A 21,355-nucleotide genomic window follows, 5' to 3' on the forward strand; every position below is an offset into this window, starting at 1 on the left:
TCAGTTCTCCGACTCGGTGGCGTTCAGCAGCGCGTCCAGCTCTTCGTCCGAGAGCTGTTCGAGCGCTTCCGTATCCAGGTTCTTCGAAAGCCTCGGGATGGGCGCTTCGGCGACGCGCTTCGTCGACTCCGTCAGGCGCGCGACCGCATCCGCCATTCCCCCGAGGGTGGGTGACTCGAACACGGCGCGGAGCGGCAGCTCCACGCCCACGGCCTCACGCACGCGGGCGACGAGCTGCATCGCCAGCAGCGAGTGCCCGCCCGCGTCGAAGAAGTTGTCGTGCAGACCCACCTTCTCCAGGCGCAACACCTCCGCCCAGAAGCCCGCCAGTTTCTCCTCCAGGGGCGTGCGCGGGGCCACGTACTGCTCCCGCTGCGAACTCCCGGCCCGCTCCGGCGCCGGCAGCGACTTGCGGTCCACCTTCCCGTTGGGCAGCAGCGGGAGCTGCTCCAGCACCACCACCGCCTGCGGTACCAGGAAGTGCGGGAGCCGCTGCGCCAGGGACGTACGCACCCCGGCGCTCTCCAGCACCTGCCCGGAACGCGCCACCACGTACGCCACCAGCCGCTTGTCTCCGGGCACGTCCTCGCGCACCACCACCAGGGCTTCCCTCACTCCCGGGTGCCCCAGCAGCCCCGCCTCCACCTCTCCCAGCTCGATGCGGTGGCCCCGCACCTTCACCTGCTCGTCACCCCGGCCCAGGTACTCCAGCCTCCCGTCCTTCCTCCACCTCGCCCTGTCTCCCGTCCGGTACAGCCTCTCCCCATTGCCGAACGGGCTCGGTACGAAGCGCTCCGCCGTCAGCTCCGCACGGCCCAGGTAGCCCCGTGCCAGGCCCTCGCCTCCCACGTACAGCTCCCCCACTACGCCTTCCGGCACCGGCTCCATCTCCCCGTCCAGCACGTACACCTGTACGTTCTTCAGCGGCCCGCCGATGGCCACCTCGCGTCCGGCCTCCTCGGGCGCTGACGTCGCCAGCTCCACCGACGTCGCCACCGCCGTTACTTCCGTCAGGCCGTACGTGTTGAGCAGTGGCACCGTATTGCCCACGCGCCGCCGCCACTGCGCCACGCGCTCCGGCACCGCCCTCTCTCCGCCAATCACCACCCACTTCAGTCCCGCTGGCAGCTTCCCCTGTCCCGCTTCCAGGCTCGCCACCACTTCGTGCCAGAACGCTGTCGGCAGGTTCAGCTGCGTCACCCCCGCCGCCTCGCACCTCGCCAGGAACGCCTCCGGCACGTCCAGCATCTCCGGCGTCCTCAACACCAGCGTCCCGCCCCTCGTCAGGCACGGGTAGATTTCCTCCGCGCTCGTGTCCCAGCTCACCGAGGCGAACTGCAGCACCCTGTCTCCCGGCTCCACCGGGAACGCGCTCCACGCCGCTCGCGTGAAATTCACCAGCGAGCGGTGCTGCACCACCACGCCCTTCGGCTTTCCCGTCGAGCCCGACGTGTACAGCACGTACGCCGCAGCCTCGGGTGGCACGTCCACCTTCAGCGCCAGCTCACCCGCCGCTGGCCGCGACGCTTCGTCCACGTCCAGCCACACGCGGCCCGCCGCCTCGCCCAGCTTCTCTCCGAGAGCCCCACGCGCCACCACTACCCGCGCTCCGCTGTCCTCCAGCATGAAGCGCAGCCGCTCCACCGGGTACTCCGTGTCCAGCGGGACGTACGCGCCTCCCGCCTTCAGCACGCCCAGCAGCGCCACCACCATCTCCACAGAGCGCTCCACGTACACGCCCACCTTCGTCTCCAACCCCACCCCCAGCTCCCTCAGACGGCGCGCCAACCGGGACGCCCGCGCGTCCAGCTCCCGGTACGTCACCGTGCGGCTCCCTTCCATCACCGCCAGCGCGTCCGGCGTCCTCTCCACCTGCGCCTCGAAGAGCGTGTGGAGGCACGTCTCGCGCGGTACCTCCTCGCGCGCTCCGTTCCACTCCACCAGCAGCCGGTGGCGCTCGTCCCGCGTCAGCACCGGCAACTCCTCCACCGCCCTGCCCGGAGCCGCCACCGCCTCCTCGAGCAGCGACCGCAGCCGCTCCAGCATCCGCTGGATGCGCTCCTCATCGAACAGGTCCGCGTTGTACAGCGCCCCGAACATGGCGCCGTCGGCCACCCGCGTCAGCAGCATCGTCAGGTCCAGCTCCGTGGCCGCCGGCTCCGACTGAACTTGACGCACCTGGAGCCCACCCGGCAGCGACTCGGGCCGAGGCACCTCATCCACCTGCGCGAAGAGCACCTGGAACAGCGGCGCGCGCGCCACGTCGCGTTGCACCCCGAGCGCCTTCAGCAACGGCTCGAAAGGCACGTGCGGATGCGTGAAGGCCCCCAGCACCGACTTCTTCACCCGCCTGAGCAGCTCGCGGAAGTCTGGCCGTCCCGACAGGTCTCCGCGGAGCACCAGCGGCTCGAAGAACAGGCCGAGCAGCCCCTCCGTCTCCACCTGGCCGCGGTTGGCGAACGGCACTCCGATCAGCAGATCCTTCTGCCCGCTGTAGCGCGACAACAGCATCTGCCATCCGGCCAGCACCGCCATGAAGAGCGTGGCGCCCTCGCCGCGAGCCACCGCCTCCAACCGCTCCACCAGCGGCAACGGCAGGTGCGCCATCCGCTGCTCCGCCCGCCCCGCTCCCGCCGCACGCCTCGGCCGATCCACCGGCAGCTCCAGCACGTGCGGCGCCCCCTTCAACTGCTCGCGCCACCAGGCGAGCTGCTCCTCCAGCACCTCGCCTCGCAGCCACTCCCGCTGCCACACCGCGTAATCCGCGTACTGCACCGGCAGCTCCGCCAACGGGGACGGACGGCCCTGCGTGAAGGACTCGTACAGCGCCACCACCTCGCGCGCCAGCACCCCCATGGACCAGCCATCCGACAGGATGTGATGCACCACCAGCAGCAGCACGTGCCGCTCCGGCTCCAGCCTCAGCAGGAACGCCCGCGCCAGCCGGCCCTTCGCCAGCTCGAACGGCTTGCGCATCTCCTCCTGGATGCGCCGGCGCACCGCCGCCTCGCGCGCGGACTCCGGCTCCGACTCCAGGCTCTCCACCACCAGCGGCAGCTCCGCCGGCTCCTCGATGAGCTGAACCGGTGTCCCGGCGCTCTCGACGAACCGGGTCCGCAACGCCTCGTGACGGCGCGCCAGCTCGAGCAGGCTCCGCTCCAGGGCCGCCACGTCCACGGGCCCCGTCAGCTCCACCGACATGGGGATGTGGTAGAAGACGCCGCCTCCGTCGAGCCGATCCAGCAGCCACAACCGCTCCTGCGCGAACGACAGCGGCAGCGCCCCCCCGCGAGGCACCCGCTTCAACGGCGGAACCCGCGTGGCTCCCTCCGCGGCGGCCAGCGCCCGGCACACCCGCTCGGCCAGCCCCGCCACCGTCGGCGCCTCGAATACCTCGCGCAGCGGCAGCTCCACCTGCAGCGCGCTCCGCAGCCGCGCCACCAACTGCATCGCCAGCAGCGAGTGGCCGCCGAGCTCGAAGAAGCTCTCGTTCACTCCCACCCGCGGGACGCGCAACAGCTCGCCCCACAGGCCCGCCAGCACCTCCTCCACGGGCGTGCGCGGCGCCACGAACTTCTCCGCCACCCTGTCGAGCACCGGCGCCGGCAGCGCCGCCCTGTCCACCTTGCCGTTCGCCGTCAGAGGCAGCGCCTCCAGCGTCACGATAGCCGACGGCACCATGTAGTCCGGCAGCGCCCCGCTCAGGAACTCGCGCAGCGCGGTGGCATCCACCGCATGTCCGGACTTCGGTACGGCGTAGGCCACCAGCCGCTTGTCTCCGGCGGCCACCTCCTTCGCCACCACCACCGACTCGCGCACCGCCGGATGCCGCTCCAGCGCCGCCTCCACCTCTCCCAGCTCCACCCGGTAGCCGCGGATCTTGAGCTGATGGTCCACGCGGCCCAAGAACTCCACCCGGCCGTCCGCCAGCAGCCTCGCCCGGTCTCCCGTGCGGTACATCCTCGCGCCCGGCTCATCCGAGTACGGGTCCGGCACGAAGCGCTCCACCGTCAGCTCCGGCCTTCCCAGGTAGCCCCGGCCCACCACGCTCCCGCCAATGCACAGCTCTCCCGGCACGCCGGCCGGCACCGGTTGCAGGTGCGTATCCAGCACGTACACGCGCGCGTTCGGAATCGGCCTGCCGAGCGGCACCGACGCGGACACGCGCCCCTCGGGCCCTCGCTCCACGCGCTGGGTGAGCACACCCACCGTCGTCTCCGTGGGGCCGTAGTGGTTGAACACCACCACGTCCGGTGACAGCGCGTGCACCCGGTCCATCAGGGACCAGTCGGACACGTCTCCGCCCAGCACCAGGCGCTTGCGCGGCAACACCCGCTCCGCATCCGGCGAGGCCAGCAGCGCCTGCAAGTGCGCGGGGACGATCTTCACGCAGTCCACCGCCCCGCTCTCGAAGAGCCTCGCCAGCTCGGCGGGATCCGAGGCGCTCTCCTTCGAGATGAAGTGCAGCGCGCCACCCCGGCACAGCGTGGGGAAGACGGCGGTGTTGCCCAGGTCCGCGGCCAGCGTGGACACCGAGGCGAAGCTGGCGCCCTCGGGCAGCTCCAGCCGCCGCGAGACGCCTTCCACGTAGTTGACGAGCTGCCGGTGCTCGATGGCCACGCCCTTGGGCCGTCCCGTCGAGCCCGAGGTGAAGATGATGTAGACGAGGTTCTCCGGCGCCACGGCGGACGGAGGGTTGGCTTCGCTACGAGTGGCCAGCCGCGCCGCGTCCGTGTCCAGGCACACGAGCGTCCCGCCGAACCCACCGATCCCCGCGGCCAGCCGCGAGTCCGTGACGAGCGCACGCGCCCGCGAGTCCTCGAGGATTCCGCGCTGGCGCTCGGCGGGGAAGGCCGGATCCAGGGGCACGTAGGCGCCACCGGCCTTGAGGATGCCCCACAGGCCCACCAGCGCCTCCACCGAGCGCTCCAGGAACAGACCCACCGGCACATCCGGGCCCACGCCCAGCTCCCGCAGGTGCCAGGCTAGATGGTTGGCGCGCCGGTTCAGCTCCCGGTACGTCAGCCGCGCGTCCCCGGCGATGACCGCCAGGGCCTCGGGGGTCTTCTCCACCTGCGCCTCGAAGAGCGCGTGGATTGTGGAGGACGGCATGGCGGCGCGGGTGTCGTTCCACTCCACCAGCAGCCGGCGCGTCTCCCCCTCTTCCAGCAGCGGTAGCAGGGCCAGCGGCTTGTCCGGCGAGCCCACCACGGAGCGCGCCAGCGAGGCCAGGCACCGGGCCATGCCCGCCACCGTGGCCTCATCGAACAGGGTGGTGGCGTATTCGAAGATGCAGCCCAGTCCCTCGCGCCCCTCGCGCACCGTCAGGGTCAGATCGAACTTGGCCGTGCCCACGGGGACGTCCATCACGCCCAGCTTCAACGAGGGAAGCTCGACGCCCGTTTCCGGGGTGTTGATCAGGTTGAGGCTGGCCTGGAACACGGCGGTGCGGCTCGTGTCACGCGGCAGCTCGAGGATGTCCACCACGCGCTCGAAGGGAGCGTCCTGGTGGGCATAGGCCTCCAGGGCCTGGTGCCGCACGCGCCCGAGGAGCTGGCGGAAGCTCGGAGCACCCGCGAGCGGCGCCCGGAAGGCCAGGGTGTTGATGAAGCAGCCGATGAGCCCCTCCACCTCCGGCCGGTTGCGGCCGGCGAGCGGAGAGCCCACGGCGAAGTCCTCCTGGCCGCTGTAGCGGTGCAGCAGCGCCTGATAGAGGGCCATCATCACCATGAAGGGCGTGGAGCCCTCGCGCCGGCCGAGCGCCAGCAGGGGCTCGGACAGCTCGCGTGGCAGCACGAAATGGTGCAGGGCGCCCGCGGAGGTCCGGTTCGCGGGGCGAGGCCTGTCCGTGGGCAGCTCCAGCGGCGGCACCCCGGCGAGCTGCTTCTTCCAGTAGCCGAGCTGCGACTCCATGGCCTGGCCACTCAGCCAGTTGCGCTGCCAGACGGCATAATCGGCGTACTGCACCGTCAGCGCGGGCAGCGGCGACGGACGGCCCGCCAGGAAGGCTTCGTAGAGCACCCCCAGCTCGCGATACAGCACCCCGGAGGACCAGGCATCCGAGGCCACGTGATGCAGGGTGAGTTGCAGGATGTGCTCCCGATCACCGGCCCGGATCAGCACGGCCCGGATCACCGGTCCTCGCGAGAGATCGAACGGCCGGAGGGCCTCGGCTCGCGCCAGCCGGAAGGCATCCTCTTCACGCTCCTGTGCGGACGCACCCGTGGCCTCCCGGTGCTCCAGGACCAGCGGCATCTCCGAGACAATCTCCTGGTGCGCACCGTCGTCCGCGAGGACGTACGTGGTCCGCAGCACCTCGTGCCGGCGCATCACCTCGTTCAGCGCCGCCTCGAGAGGCGCCAGCTCCAGCGCGCCCGACAGGCGCAGTCCCACCGCGTTGTTGTAGGCGACATCCGCCGGATCGAGCTGCTGCAGGAACCAGAGCCGCTGCTGCGCGAACGAGAGCGGCAGGGGCCGATCGCGCGGGACCCGCACCACGGGCGAGTCCATCCCCGAGGGAACACGCGGAGCCTGATCCTTGCGCGCGGCCGCCACACGGGCCGGACGGCGCGGCTTCGAGGCGCGAGGAGGCGCCACCCGCTCGACCTCTCCATCGGTGCGGAAGCGGGCGCGCTGACCCGTCAGCAGGAGGCGCTCGTCCGCATCCTTTCCAGAGAGGAAGCGGGCCTGGGACGCCTCGGCATCCTTCCAGAAGCCGAGTGGGACGGCTCCCCCGCCGATCGCGAGCTCACCCACGACTCCGACGGGCACCAGAGCCCCGGACGCATCGAGGACGTGGAACGCCCCGGAGCCAGAGGCCGGCCAGGCCACCTCCACCGAGGACGCCTCCACTACCCCACGATCCGCGACGAAGACCCGGCCCAGCACCGAGTCCACCTCTGAATCCACCGCCTCGCCGCCCAGCACCAGCCGGCGCACACCGCCCAGCGCCCCGGCGGCTCCTGGCAGCTCCGCCAGCGCACGGGCCTGGGACGGCGCGCAGCGCAGCGCGGTGACGCCCTCGCTCCGGACCAGCTCCAGCAACTCTCCGAGTCCACCCTCCCCCTCGGCGAGCACCGGCTCCGCGGAGGCCACGGGCGACTGGAACCGCTGCCGCAGCTTGTCCAGCAGGCGGAGGCTGGACATCATCGACGGCAGATCCACGCCGAAGTCGACGAGGCAGGCGATCTCATCCACGTCCAGCGTCCGCACCTGCTCCACGATGCGCACGCCATCCTCCACGGATCCGAAGATGCCGCCGGACGCCACGTACTGCTCGAACGCCTGGCCGAGCAGCGTGTCCATGTCCTGCTCGGTGAGCCCCCGCACGTCCACCTGGAGGCCCTGGCTGGCCATCAGGTTGCTGAAGATGTCCACCGAGCTGCGGAAGTAGCGCAGGAGCGGCTCGCGGACGATGTCACGGACCTCGTCGAGATCCCTGCCCAGGAAGGTGTAGAGCATCAGCGTCACGTGACCCCGGCCGGGTCCGTGGCCGCGCTTGCGCCACGCCTCGCGGTACAGCGCCACCTTCGCCGCCAGCTCCTCCAGGTTCGCGCCCAGCCCGAGCACGTTGGTGAGCAGGCCCGCGCCGATGTCGCCCGCCTGGCGGAACGTCTCCGGGTTGCCCGCGGAGGTGAGCCACACCGGCAGCTCCGGCTGCACGGGCTTCGGCCGCAGCGAGAGATCCACCTCCACTCCGGCACCATTGCGCCGCCGGACAGTGCCGCCCCGCCACAGCCGCCGCAGCTCCTCCACGCGCTCCTGCAACACCTCGCGCCGCCGGGAGTACGTGTCCGGCGAGAGCGCGAAGTCATTGGCGTGCCAGCCCGTCGCGAGCGACAAGCCCACGCGCCCGCCGGACAGGTTGTCCACGACGGACCACTGCTCGGCCACCTCCAGGGGCTCGTGCAGCGGGAGCACCACGCTGCCGGCGCGGATGCGCACGTGGCGCGTGAGCATCGCCAGCGCTCCGCCGATCACAGACGGCGCCGGGTACAGGCCACCGAACGAGTGGAAACGGCGCTCCGGCGTCCAGACGGCGGAGAACCCATGCGCGTCGGCGAACTTCGCGCCCTCGATGAGCTGCTCGTACTTTCGCTCGCCCAGCGAGTCCTCGTCGTTGGCGAAGTACGAGAGGCTGAACTCGAGCGGCCGCTGGACCGCCCGCCGCGACACGGCCACGAAACGCGCGGCCATCCGCTCGGGGGGCAGCACGACACGCAGCCCCCGCGCGAGCGCCCACAGCAGATCCAGCCCCGCCGGATCCGCCGCGGGCCCGCCCGCCGCCAGCCACACCTCTCCCTCGCCCCCGCCGAGCCGCTCGTCCAGCGAGGCCAGCAGGTGCGCGAGGTTGCGATGGCTCAGGGAGATGCGTCCCTGGCCTCCCATCACCTCGGGCGCGGGCACGATGAGCGCCAGCCGCTCGCCGGGCACCGGGCCCGCGGCGTGTCCGCTCTCCACCCGCGCATCCATTTCCACCTTCAGTGCACGCACGCCCGCCGGGAGCGTGAGCCCTTCAGTCCTGGCCACCAGCAGCAACCGGGGCCCGTGCTCCAACAGGAGGGACGGCAACGCCGCCAGCTCCCCCCGAGCCACTGGCAAGCAGGCACCACCCGCCTCCAGCACGCCCCAGAGCGCGCAGACCGCTTCGATTGACGGCTCCAGGCAGAGGGCCACCGGCACCTCGGGACCCACGCCCTCGCTCCGAAGCCGGACAGCGAGTCCCCTGGCACACGCGGCCAGCTCCCGCCACGTCAGACGCCGCGCGCCCGAGCTGATCGCCACCGCGTCTGGCGTCCGCTCCACCCGGGCCCCGAGCCGCTCCAGCAAGCCCGGCCCTGTCTCCACCGCGGGCAGCGGGCTCCGTTCCTCCGCGGCCGCCAGGGACAGGCGTGACAACCGCTGCTCCGGTTGCGCGATGGCCGCCTCCAGCAACGCCTCGAGGTGACCGAACAACCGCCGGACACGCGCTTCGTCATAGAGCTCGGTGGCGTAGTCGAGATGGCCGGTGAAGCCATGCTCGCCCTCGTTGATCAGCAACGTCAGCTCGCCGAGCGTGGCGCCGAACTGGGCGGGCGTGCCCGGCACATCCACCAGCCGCATGCCGAGCCCGGGCATCTGCGGCAGGGCCGTGGCCACGTGCGAGTGCAGGATGAGCACCGCGTCACACAGCCGCGAGCGTCCCGGATCCCTTCCCGGAGCCACCTTCGGCAGGACGTCCTCGAAAGGCACGTCCTGGTGGGAGGACGCCTCGAGCGTCACGTCGCGCGTGCGGCCCAGGAGCTCGCGGAAGGTGGGATCGCCCGAGAGGTCGGTCCGCAGCGCCATGGCGTGGGCCACGAAACCGATGAGCGGCTCCAGCTCGCCCTTGGCGCGGTTGCCCACCGGCGTGCCCACCACGATGTCCTCGCGTCCCGAGTAGCGCGAGAGCAGCGCGGAGAGCGCGGCCAGCAGCGTCATGAAGGGCGTCACGCCCTCGCGCTGGCTGAACGCGAGCAGCTCGGCGCCCGTCTTCCGGGAGAAGCCCACGGGGATGCGCGCGCCACGCAGGCGCTGCTCGGCCCGGCGGGGCCTGTCCGAGGCCAGCTCCAGGGAGCCGGGAAGCCCGGCGAGCACCTCTCGCCAGTAGGTCTCCTGCTCCGCCAGCCCGCCTCCGGCCAGCGCGCGGCGCTCCCAGGACGCGTAATCCACGTACTGCACGGCCAGCTCCGGTAGCGGCGCCGGCTTCCCCGCCTGGAAGGCCTGGTAGTTCACCGCCGTCTCGCGCAGGAAGGCCACCAGCGAGAGCGTGTCCGCGGCGATGTGATGGATGTTGATCAGCAGCAGATGCTCCGCCGCCTCCAATCGCAGCAGGCTGACGCGGACGATGGGCCCGCGCTCCAACGAGAAGGGCCGCTCCGCGTCCTCCAGCGCCAGCCGCAGCGCCTCGGCCTCGCGATCCCCGCCCAGGCGCTGGAGCTCCACCACCGGCACGTCGATCTGGACCCTGGGAGCGAAGCGCTGCACCACCCGCCCCTCCACCTCGGCGTAGGTGGAACGAAGCACCTCGTGCCGGCGGATCACCTCGTTGACGCTCCGCTCCAGCAGCCTCGCGTCGATCGGCCCAGAGAGCCGGATGGCCAACGGCATGTTCAGGGCCGGGTTGCCCGGATCCCGCTGATCCATGCGGAAGACGCGCTCCTGCACCACGGAGAGCGGCAGCTCGCCCGAGCGATCGATCCGGGAGATGACGTCGATCACCGCCCCGCCGTCCGGCCGGGACGTCTGGAGCATGGCCTCGATGCGCGCGGAGATTCCCGCCACGGTGGGCGCATCGAAGAGCGCGCCGAGCGGGAGCTGTACGGAGAAGGCCTCGCGCAGGCGCGTGAGCATCTGCGCCGCCATCAGCGAGTTGCCGCCCAGCTCCAGGAAATCGTCATGCAGACCGATCTCCGTGGTGCCCAGGCGCTCGCGCCAGATCTCCATGACGCGGCGCTCGATTTCGCTCCGGGGAGCGGATGCGGCGGGAGTCGCGGACGCGGCAACGGGCGCGGCGGCGGATGCGGCAGTGGCCTCGGCGGGCCGGGCGGCCAGGAGCTCCAGCGCCGGCAGCGCGGCCGGTGCCGCGAGGGCGCAGGACTTCTCCTCGAAGGGGTACGTGGGCAGCGGGACGCGACGGCGGGACTCACCCGAGTAGAAGCGCGCCCAGTCCACCTCGACGCCAGCGCACCACAGGTCACCGAACGAGCGCAGCAGTCCGCTGTAGTCGCTCTCCGAGGGCCGGCGGCGCAGCGAGGGCACCGCGAGCAACCGCCGATCCTTTCGCACGCGCGCGCGGCAATTGGACGTGAGCTCCTGACCCGGGCCCACCTCCAGGAGGACACCGCACCCCTCTCCGATCAGTACCTCCAGTCCCGCCGCGAAGCGGACCGGCTGGCGCATCTGCCGGGCCCAGTAGGACGGATCCGTGGCCTCCTCGGGGCGGATCCACGTCCCGGTGAGGCTCGACACGTAGGGGATCTTCGGCGCCTGGAGACGCAACGAGGACACCGCGCGCGCCAGGTCCGGCATCACCGGCTCCACCGCGCTGGAGTGGAACGCGTGCGCGGCGGCCAGCCGGACGGTTCCCACGCCCCGGCCCGACAGCTCCCGCTCCAGCCGCTCGACGGCCTCGACGGTGCCGGAGACGACGCAACGCCCGGCACCGTTGACGGCCGCCAGCGCGAGCCCGTCCCCGAGCAGCGGCAGCAGCTCCGCCTCCTCCATCCCCACCGAGAGCATGGCCCCCGGAGGCAGGCGCGCCATCAGGGCACCGCGAATCACCGCGAGCCGCAGCCCGTCCTCGGGCGACAGCACGCCTGCCACGCAGGCCGCCACATACTCACCGTAGCTGTGTCCCAGCAGCGCGTGCGGCTGGACACCCCAGGACATCCAGAGCCGGGCCAGCGCGTGCTCGACGATGAAGAGCGCGGGCAGCGCCACGCGCGGAGCCGCGAGCATCCGGGCGGCGCTCTCCTCCGTCCCCGGCGCCGAGAGCACCAACGCGCGCACCTCGGCCGAGAGCGAGGGCTCCAGCCGTGCGAGCGCGGCGTCCACGTCCTTCCGGAAGCCCGGCTCGGCCGCGTACAACTCGCGGCCCATGCCCACCGCCTGTGCGCCCTGTCCCGGGAAGAGGAAGGCCACGCGGCGGGCCCGGAGCGCCTCCACCGGAGCCGCGGACTGGCGCAGCTGCTCCACCATCCCGGCCGCATCGGCGGCCACCACCGCGCGCCGGTGCTCGAAGGCCCTGCGTCCCACGTTGCGCGTGAAGGCCACGTCCGCCAGCACCCCGCCCGGATGGGCCTCCAGGTGCCCGGCCAGCTCACGGGCCATGGCCTCCAGGGCCGTCGGAGTGCGCGCCGACAGCGTCACGAGTTGCATCGGCCGGGCCGCCGGAGCGCTGGCCACGGCGGGCGCCTCCTCCAGCACCACGTGGGCATTGGTGCCGCCAATGCCAAAGGAGCTCACGCCCGCGCGGCGCGGCGCGCCATCGCGCGGCCACGGCCTGAGGGCCGCGTTGACGAAGAAGGGGCTGTTCCCGAAATCGATCTCCGGGTTGGGGCGCTCGAAATGCAGGCTGGGCGGCAGCTCCCCGTGGTGGAGCGCGAGCACCGCCTTGATGAACCCGGCGACGCCCGCCGCCGTGTCCAGGTGCCCCAGGTTCGTCTTCACCGAGCCGATGGCGCAGTAGTTGCGGCGCTTCGACGTCTTGCGGAAGGCCCGGGTGAGCGCGGCGATCTCGATGGGGTCTCCCAGCGCCGTGCCGGTGCCGTGGGCCTCCACGTAGCCGATGTCCTCCGCGCCCAGTCCTGCATAGGCCAGCGCGTCGGCGATCACCTCGGCCTGGCCGTCGGTGCTCGGCGCGGTGTAGCCGGCCTTCTGGTGGCCGTCGTTGTTGATGGCCGAGCCCTTGAGCACCGCGTAGATGTGATCGCCGTCGCGCAGCGCATCGGACAGGAGCTTGAGCACCACCACGCCCACGCCGTTGCCCGCCACCGTGCCGGCCGCACGGTGATCGAAGGCGCGGCAGTGTCCGTCCGGCGAGTAGATGAGCCCTTCCTGGAACAGGTAGCCGGTGCGCTGGGGGCTGGCGATCCGCACCGCGCCGGCCAGCGCGATGTCCGACTGCCGCGTCAGCAGGCTCTGAGCGGCCATGTGAATGGACACCAGGCCGGTGGAGCACGCGGTGAACACGGCGACGCTCTCGCCCCGGAGCTGGAGCTTGAAGGACGCCTTCATCGCCAGGCTCTCGGGAGCGGCGGTGGTCAGCTCCAGGCCCGCGCCGGGATCGTCCCGCATGCTGCCCAGCAGCGACAGCATGTGCCCAGAAGCTCCGGCGCCCGCGTACAGGGAAATCCGCCCGGGGAAGCGCGAGGGATCGTACGCGGCGTCCTCCAGCGCGGCCCAGGCACACTGGAGGAAGAGCCGCTGCTGCGGATCCATCCATTGCGCCTCGCGCAGGGGGATGTCGAAGAAGTCGTGATCGAAGCGGTCGGCCCCCTCGAGGAAGCCTCCGGCGCGCACGAAGGACGGGTGGCGCACCATCTTGTCGGGGACGAAGGGCGAGCGCTCCAGCTCCTGCTCGGAGAGGAACGAGATGGACTCCACGCCCTCGCGGAGGTTGCGCCAGAAGGTCCGCAGCTCCCGGGCACCGGGGAAGCGCCCCGCCATGCCGATCACCGCGATGTCGTTGCCGAAATCCTCGCCGGACTGCACGTTGTCATCCGTTGCCACGGGGTCCCCTCTTGTTGCCTTGCCGGCGGAGTGCCTGGCGCCGCTGGTCGGCGCGATCTTCATGGGCCCGGTTGTCCACCTCACCCTCGGCTCCGGGCGTGTCCCGCTCCAGGGACGCGGCCAGCGCGCGCACGGTGGGCTGCTCGAAGAAGCGCGTTACCGGAACCTCACGCTTCAGCTCGTCACGAATCAGGACGCGGAGCTTCACGGCCGACAGGGAGCTGCCTCCCAGGGCCGTGAAGAAATGGTCTTCCACGCCCACCCGCGGAATCCCCAGCACGCGGCCGGCGAGCTCCGCGAGCTGCTGCTCCAGGGGCGTGGTGGGCTCCACGAAGACGGCCTCGGCCGTGCGCGTCACCTCGGGCTCCGGGAGCGCGGCGCGATCCACCTTGCCGTTGGCGTTGAGCGGGAAGGCCGCCAGCACCAGGAAGGAGGAAGGCACCAGCCAGCCCGGTACGCGCTTCACGAGGAAGTCGCGCAGCGCGGAGACGTCGAGGGAGTGGCCCTCGTGGGGCACCACGTAGGCCACCAGGCGCCCATCCCCCGCGCCATTCACCCGCACCACGGCGAGCGACTCGCGCACGTCCGGGTGCTCGCGCAGCACGGCCTCCACCTCGCCGGGCTCGATGCGGAAGCCCCGCACCTTCACCTGGAAGTCCACGCGGCCCAGGTACTCGAGGACCCCATCGGGCCGGTACCGGACGCGGTCGCCCGTGCGGTACATGCGGCTGCCCTCGGAGCCGAAGGGGTTGGGCAGGAAGCGCTCGGCGGTGAGGTGCGGCCGGCCCAGGTAGCCACGGGCGAGGCCCTCGCCCGCGAGATACAGCTCGCCCACCACGCCGACGGGCACGGGTTGCAGCCGCGCGTCCAGCACGTAGGCGCGGGTGTTGGAGATGGGGCGGCCGATGGGAGGCACCTCGCCGGGATTCACGCGGGCGAAGGTGGAATAGGTGGTGTCCTCGGAGGGGCCGTAGAGGTTGTAGAGGTGCTGCACGCCCGGCACCGCGTACACCTGCCGGGCCAGCGGCTCCGGTAGCGGCTCGCCGGCCAGGTTCACCACGCGTACCGAGGCGGGCAGTGCCCCCATGCTCACGAGCTGGGCCATGGCCGAGGGCACGGTGTTGACGAGCGTTACCTCGGAGGCCGCGGGCAGCTCGGCCAGGTGCAGGGCGTTGTCGGCCACCACCACCGCGCCCCCGCTGCACAGGGGAGCGAAGAGCTCGAAGACGGACAGGTCGAAGTTGAGCGAGGTGGCGGCCAGGGTGCGGTGCAGCACCGGGGCCTCGAAGGTGTCCAGGGCCCAGCGCAGGAAGGCCACGGCGCTGCGGTGGGTGATGGCGACACCCTTGGGCCTGCCCGTGCTGCCGGACGTATAGATGAGGTAGGCGAGGTTCTCCGGGTGGAGGCGGACCGGAAGCGCCGCCTCGGGTACGGGGGGAGGAACCCCGGCGTCCAGCCGCAGCACCTGCGCGGAATGGGGCGGCAACAGGTCCACCAGTCTCGACTGGGTGACGATCACCGGGCTCCGGGCGTCTTCCAGGAGGAAGCCGAGACGCTCGCGGGGATAGGCCGGATCCAGCGGGACGTAGGCGCCGCCCGCCTCGAGGATGCCGAGCACGCCCACCACCATGTCCGCCGAGCGCTCCACGCACAGGCCGACGCGGACCTCGGGGCCCACGCCCAACGCGCGCAGGTGGAGGGCGAGTTGGTGGGCACGCGACTCCAGCTCGCGGTAGGTGAGGCGCACGTCCCCGGCCACCACGGCGAGGGCCTCCGGGGTTCGCGCTGCCTGCTGCTTCACCAGTTCATGGAGGCAGAGCTCCGCCGGGAAGGGGGCGGCGGTGGCGTTCCAGTCCACCAGGAGCTGCTGGCGCTCCTGGGCCGTGAGCAGGGAGACGCGGGAAAGCGGCTGACCCGCGTCCTCGACGAGCGCCTCCAGCAGCACGCACAGATGCCCCGCCATGCGCTCCACCGTGGCGGCTTCGAAGAGATCGGTGTCGTACTCGAACGTGCCGGTGTAGCCCTCGGAGGACTCGGCGAGCGTGAGGGTGAGATCGAACTTGGCCGTCCGGGTGTCGAGTTCGAGCGGGTGCAGTGAAAGCCCCGGCAGGGACAGGGACGCACCGGGCAGCTCCTGCAGGGCGAACATGACCTGGAAGAGCGGCGAGTGGCTCAGGCTGCGCGGGGGCTGGAGCGCCTCCACCAGCTTCTCGAAGGGAAGCTCCTGGTGGGCATATGCGCCGAGCGTCGTCTCGCGCACCCGGCCGAGCAGCTCGCGGAAGGTGAGCTCCGGCGAGAGGCGCGTGCGCAACACCAGCGTGTTGACGAAGAAGCCGATCAGCTCCTCCAGCCCGGCGTGATGACGGCCGGAGATGGGAGCGCCCACGCTGACGTCGTCCTGACCCGAGTAGCGGGACAGCAGGAGCTGGAAGGCGGCCAGCAGGCCCATGAAGGGCGTGACGCCCTCGCGGCGGCAGAGGGCCCGGAACGCACCGGACAACGTGGCCGGGAGGTGGACCCGGACGGTGGCGCCGCGGAAGCGCTGGACGCCCGGACGTGGAAAGTCGGTGGGCAGGGACAGCACCGGCGGCGAGCCCGCGAGCTGCTCGCGCCAGTAGCCGAGCTGGGCCTCGAGCGCGGCACCCTGGAGCCATCCCCGCTGCCAGACGGCATGATCCAGGGGCTGAAGGGCCAGCGCGGGGGGCGGCGAGGGCCGCCCGGCGAGCTCCGCCTCGTACAACGCCGCCAGCTCCCGCGTGGCCACGCCGAGGGACCAGCCATCCGAGACGATGTGATGCAGCGTCAGGACGAGCAGGTGCGAAGTCTCTCCCGTGCGCAGCAGCAGCGCGCGGATGAGGGGCCCCCGGGAGAGCTCGAACGGCCGCCGGACCTCTTCTGAGGCCACGAGCAGGGCCTGGGCCTCGGCCTCCGGCCCGGGCAGCTCGCGGAGATCCACGCTCGGCAGTGGGAGCGACACCGTGGGATGGAGCACCTGCACGGGCTCACCCGCCTCGAGCGGGAAGGTGGTCCGCAGCGCCTCGTGGCGGAGGATGAGCGCGGACAGGGCCCGCTCCAGCGCGGACGTGTCCAGAGGCCCTTCCAGCCGGGCTCCCCATGAGACGTTGTAGAGGGCCGTCCCCGGCTGGAGCTGTTCCAGCAGCCAGAGCCGCTCCTGCATCAACGAGAGCGGCAGGCGCCCCTCGCGCGACACGGGAACGATCGGCGGCGGGCGCGCGGAGTCCGGGAGCTGGCGGGCCGCGGAGATGCGCTCGGCCAGACGCGCCACGGTGGGCGCCTCGAACAGCTCTCGCAGCGACAGCGCCACCCCGAAGGCGGCGAGGATGCGCGACACCACGCGGGTGGCCATCAACGAGTGCCCGCCCAGCTCGAAGAAGCTGTCATGAGCGCCCACGCGGGGAACGCCGAGCAGCTCGCCGAAGAGGCCCGCGAGCAACTCCTCCACCGGACCGCGCGGAGCCACATGGGAAGCGTCCACCTCGCCCGGCACCTCGGAGGGTGCGGGGAGCGCGCGGCGGTCCACCTTGCCATTGGGCGTCAGCGGCAGACGCTCCAGGGGAACGAAGGCGGACGGCACCATGTACTCGGGCAGCCGCTCCGCCAGGAAGCGATGCAGTGCGCGTCCCTCGATGGATTGACCCGCGACGGGCACGACATAGGCCACGAGCCGCCGCGAGCCTCCAGCGGCATCCTCACGTGCCAGCACGGCGGCCTCGCGCACGGAGGGATGACGCAGCAACACCGCCTGAATCTCGCCCGGCTCCACGCGGAAGCCGCGCACCTTCACCTGCGCGTCCACGCGCCCGAGGAACACGACCGAGCCGTCCGCGAGCAGCCGGACGCGATCGCCGGTCCGGTACAGCCGGGCTCCGGGCTCGGCGCTGAACGGGTGCGGCCTGAAACGATCCGCGGTCAGCTCCGGCCGCCCCAGGTAGCCCCAGGCCAGGCCGTCCCCGCCGATCCACAGCTCCCCTGCTCCACCCGGCGGCGCTGGCGCCAGTGCCTCGTCGAGCACGTACAGCTCCGTGTTGGCCAGCGGCCGGCCGATGGGGAGCGTCGTGCTTCCCTCGGGCACTTCGCGGACGAGGTGCCAGGAAGCGAAGGTGGTGCTCTCGGTGGGACCGTAGACGTGGAGCAGCCGTTGTGGCGGACCCTCACGGAGGACCGCGCGGACCGGCCGCGGCTCCACCGCCTCGCCACCGAAGTGGAGTTGCCGCAGCCCTCGGAAGGCATCCGGCACCTCGGTGGCGATCTGGTTGAACCAGGCCGTGGTGACGAAGAGGACGCTGATGCGCTGCTCGTGCAGCCACGTGGCGAACGACCTCGGCGCGAGCGCCACCTCGCGATCCACGCCCACCAGCCGGGCCCCGTGCAGCAGCGCGCCCCAGATCTCGAAGGTGGCCGCGTCGAACGAGGCGTTGGACGCCTGCGCCACGCGGTCCTCGGGCACGAGCTGGATGAAATCCGTCTCCACCACCAGCCGGACCACGGCACGATGCGGGACGCAGACACCCTTGGGCACGCCCGTGGAGCCCGAGGTGTAGATGACGTAGGCGAGGTCATCCGCCGAGGCGCTCGGCGCTGGAGCCGTGTCGGGCAACCCCTCGAGCTCCCCTGCCCCATCCAGCGCGAGCACTCGCGCGGCCCCCGGTGACAACCTGTCTCGCAGCCGCTGCTGGGTGAGCAGCACCGGCACGCGGGCATCCTGGATCATCCAGGCCAGACGCTCGCTCGGGTACGCCGGATCCAGCGGCACATAGGCGGCACCGGCCTTCAAGATGCCCAGCACGCCCACGATCAGGTCCGCCGAGCGCTCCACGCACAGGCCCACGGCCGAGCCTCGCGACACGCCCAGTGACAGGAGGCGGTGCGCCAGCCGGTTCGCCCGCCGCTCCAGCTCGGCATAGGTGAGCGAGACCTCACCGAAGGACACCGCCACGGAATCGGGCGTACGGGCCACCTGGGCCTCGAACAGCGAGTGGATCGTGGCCTCGCGCGGGAACGAGGTCCGCGTGGCGTTCCACTCCACCAACACTCGACGGCGCTCGGCGGTGGACAGCAGGGGCACGTCTCCGAGCCGCCGCTCGGGAGCGGAAACCATCTCCTCCAGCAGGGACCGCCAGTGCGCCAGAAGCCGGGCGGCGGTATCCGCGGAGACGCGCTCGGAGCGGTACAGCAGCTTGAGGTGCAGCTCGCGGCCCGGCGTGGCCACGGCGGTCAACGGATAGTGCGTGCGCTCGAAGGGGCGGAAGTCCCCGAGCGACAGGCCGGCCACGCCCCGCTCGAGCGCGGCTGCATCGATCGGATAGTTCTCGAAGACGAGCAGGCTCTCGAAGAGCGGCGTGCCCCGGGGCACCTCGCTCCAGCCCTGGAGGCGCGCCAGCGAAACGTGATCACGCTGGGACAGCTCCATCAGCCGCGCCTGAAGCTCACGCAGCCAGGGAACCAGTTCCTCGCCGGTCCGGATCCGGACGCGCACGGGGAGCGAGTGGATGAACAACCCCACCGATTCCTCGATGCCCGGCAGCTCCGGCGGACGGCCCGAGAGCGTGGTGCCGAAAACGACATCCCCACCCGCCCCGTACCGCGACAGCAACAGCGCCCACGCGCCGTGCACCAGCGTGCTCGGCGTGAGCCCGTGACGCCGCGCGAAGTCCTGGAACGCCGCGGTGGTGCGCGCGTCGAGCACGGCCTCCCGCTCTCCCGCCCCGCTCGCCACACCGGAGTCACCCGCTCCCGGCAACGGGGTCGGCGCGTCCACGCCCGCCAGCAGCTCTCGCCAGAACGCCTCATCCCGATCGGGCCGCCGCCGTCTCAGCCACCCGATGTACGTGCGGAAGTCCAGCGCACGCGGGGGCCGCCACGCCTCACCCCTGACGATCGCCGCGTAGGCCTCGAGCACCTCCGAGAGCACCCGAGCCAGACTCCATCCGTCCAGCAACAGGTGGTGGAAGCTCCAGACGAACCGATGGGCCTGCTCCCCCAGCCGGATCAACGTGAAGCGCATCAGGGGTGCCCGCGTCAGCTCGAAGCCACGAGCCCGGTCCTCGCGGAGGAAGGACTCCAGCCCGCGCGACTGCTCCTCCGCCGGAACTCCGCGCCAATCGAGCTCGCTCCACGGCGGCTCCACGCGGGTCCGCACCACCTGCATGGGCTCATCCAGACCCGCCCACTGGAAGTCCATCCGCAACGCGGAGTGGCGCTCCACCACCAACGCCCAGGACTCGCGAAGCGCGGCGGCATCGAGCGCCCCGGTGAGAGTCCAGCTCCGCTGCTCGAAGTACGCCTCCGTTCCGGGCTCCAGCAGCACCTGGAACAAGAGCCCATGCTGAAGCGGAGACAGCGGGTAGCGCTCCTCGGGGGTACCGGTCCGCGCGAGCGCCCGGAGCGACTCCGCGCAATCGGCGGCCAGTGCCTCGATCGTCTCGCGGGCGTGCAGCGCGTCGCTGTAGATCCAGGACAACTCCAGGCGCCCACCCGCGGCACGAGCCACCACCTCCAGCACATGGCTCCGGAGTCCACTGGCCCCATGCGAGGGCCCCACGGATTCAGGCGCGAGGCCGAACCGGGACGCCCCGAGCGCCCCCACGTCCAGTTGCCCGAGGTAGTTGAAGCAGACCTCCGCGGAGGGCCGTGCGCGGAGCTGCTCGGAGGCCTCATCCTGGCGCAGGTAGCGCAACAGGCCGTAACCGAGTCCCCTGTCCTCTCGCCGCTCCCTCGCGGCGCGGACCGCCTCGAGCACCGTCTCGGGGTTCGCATCCTGGAGTGCCAGGCGAACCGGATGGAGCGCGGTGAACCAGCCCACCGTGCGCGAGAGATCCACGTCCTCGAAGAGCTCCTCGCGCCCGTGTCCCTCCACGTCGACGAGCAGCCGATTCTGGCCGCTCCAGCGAGCCAGGGCCCGGGCCACTCCCGCGAGCAACAGATCATCCACGCCCGCGCGCAGGGCGGACGGCAGCTCGTGCAGGAGCGCCCGCGTCACCTCGGGCTCCAGCGTCACCGTGACGGTGCGCTCGGAACCGGGCGTGTTGCTTCCTTGCCGCTCCCGGGGCAGCGCGGACACGTCACCCCCAACCTCCTCCAACCAGAAGGGCAGCTCCGCCGCGACGGCCTCCGACCGCGCATACTCTTCCAGCCGCCGCGCCCACGCCTGGAAGGACGTCGTCTTCGCCGGCAGCGTGATCGGCTCGCCCTGGCCGAGCTGGTGCAGCGCGGTCGTCAGGTCCTCCAGCAGCACGCGCCAGGAGACGCCATCGACGGCGAGGTGGTGGATGACCAGCAGCAGCCGGCCGGTCCGAGCCGGGCCCCGGTCGAACAGCACCGCGCGCACGAGTAGCCCCTCGTCCAGTGACAGGCTCGCCTGCACCTCGGCCGAGACACGTTCGAGCTCCGTGGCCTGCTCGGACTCTGGCAGCGCCGACAGATCCACCCGGCGCAGCATCACCTCGCGTCCCGGGGCCGCGCAGTCCTGCTCCCAACCCATCCCCACGCGCTTCACGCTCGAGCGGAGCGCGTCATGGTGCTCCACCAGGGCGCGCAGTGCCTGCTCCAGCAGGGCGGCGTCCACGGGCTCGCGCATCTCCAGCAACAGCGCCTGATTGAAGTGGTGCGCTTCCGGCAGCTCCCGCTCGAGAAACCACCGCTGGATGGGCGTGAGCGGCACCGGCCCGGACACTGGCCCCTGATCGCCGAGGGCCCTGCCCTCTCCGGCCACGCGGGCCAGCTCGGCCAGGGTCTGGTGCTGGAAGAGCTGCCGGACGGTGAGGTGCAGCCCCGCCTGCCGTGCGCGAGCGATCACCTGAAGGCCGAGGATGGAATCCCCGCCCAGCTCGAAGAAACGATCGGAGGCGCCCACACGCTCCACTCCGAGCACCCCAGCCCAGATCTCCGCGAGCCGGCGCTCCATCTTCGTGCGGGGCTCGACGGAGGCCTCGCCACCGCCAACCCGTGTGCGAACCGGCGCGGGGAGTGCCCGGCGATCCAGCTTGCCACTTGGCGAGAGCGGCAGTGCCTCCAGGGACACGAAGGCCGAGGGCACCATGTGCTCGGGCAGTGAGTTCCCCAGGAACGAGCGCAGTGAATGGGG

At 71.8% G+C, this 21,355-nt stretch carries 2 protein-coding genes (1 of these 2 only partly in view); both read right to left on the reverse strand.

Annotation, left to right across the window (positions count from 1 at the left end; translation table 11 throughout):
- Entirely contained in the window at positions 1 to 13,314 is a 13,314-nt protein-coding gene (locus BO221_RS16110; protein WP_083681072.1) for a hybrid non-ribosomal peptide synthetase/type I polyketide synthase, read from the reverse strand.
- Positions 13,238 to 21,355, reverse strand: partial view of a non-ribosomal peptide synthetase gene (locus BO221_RS16115; RefSeq protein ID WP_083681073.1) — the 3' end only. It continues 9,054 nt past the right edge of the window; 8,118 of the gene's 17,172 nt are visible here — the last part of the coding sequence; its start codon lies beyond the right edge, outside the window — the gene reads right to left on this strand; it ends in the stop codon at positions 13,238 to 13,240. The genes BO221_RS16110 and BO221_RS16115 overlap by 77 nt, the downstream gene beginning before the upstream one ends.

It is taken from the genome of Archangium sp. Cb G35 (assembly GCF_001896145.1).
Lineage (GTDB): Bacteria > Myxococcota > Myxococcia > Myxococcales > Myxococcaceae > Archangium > Archangium violaceum.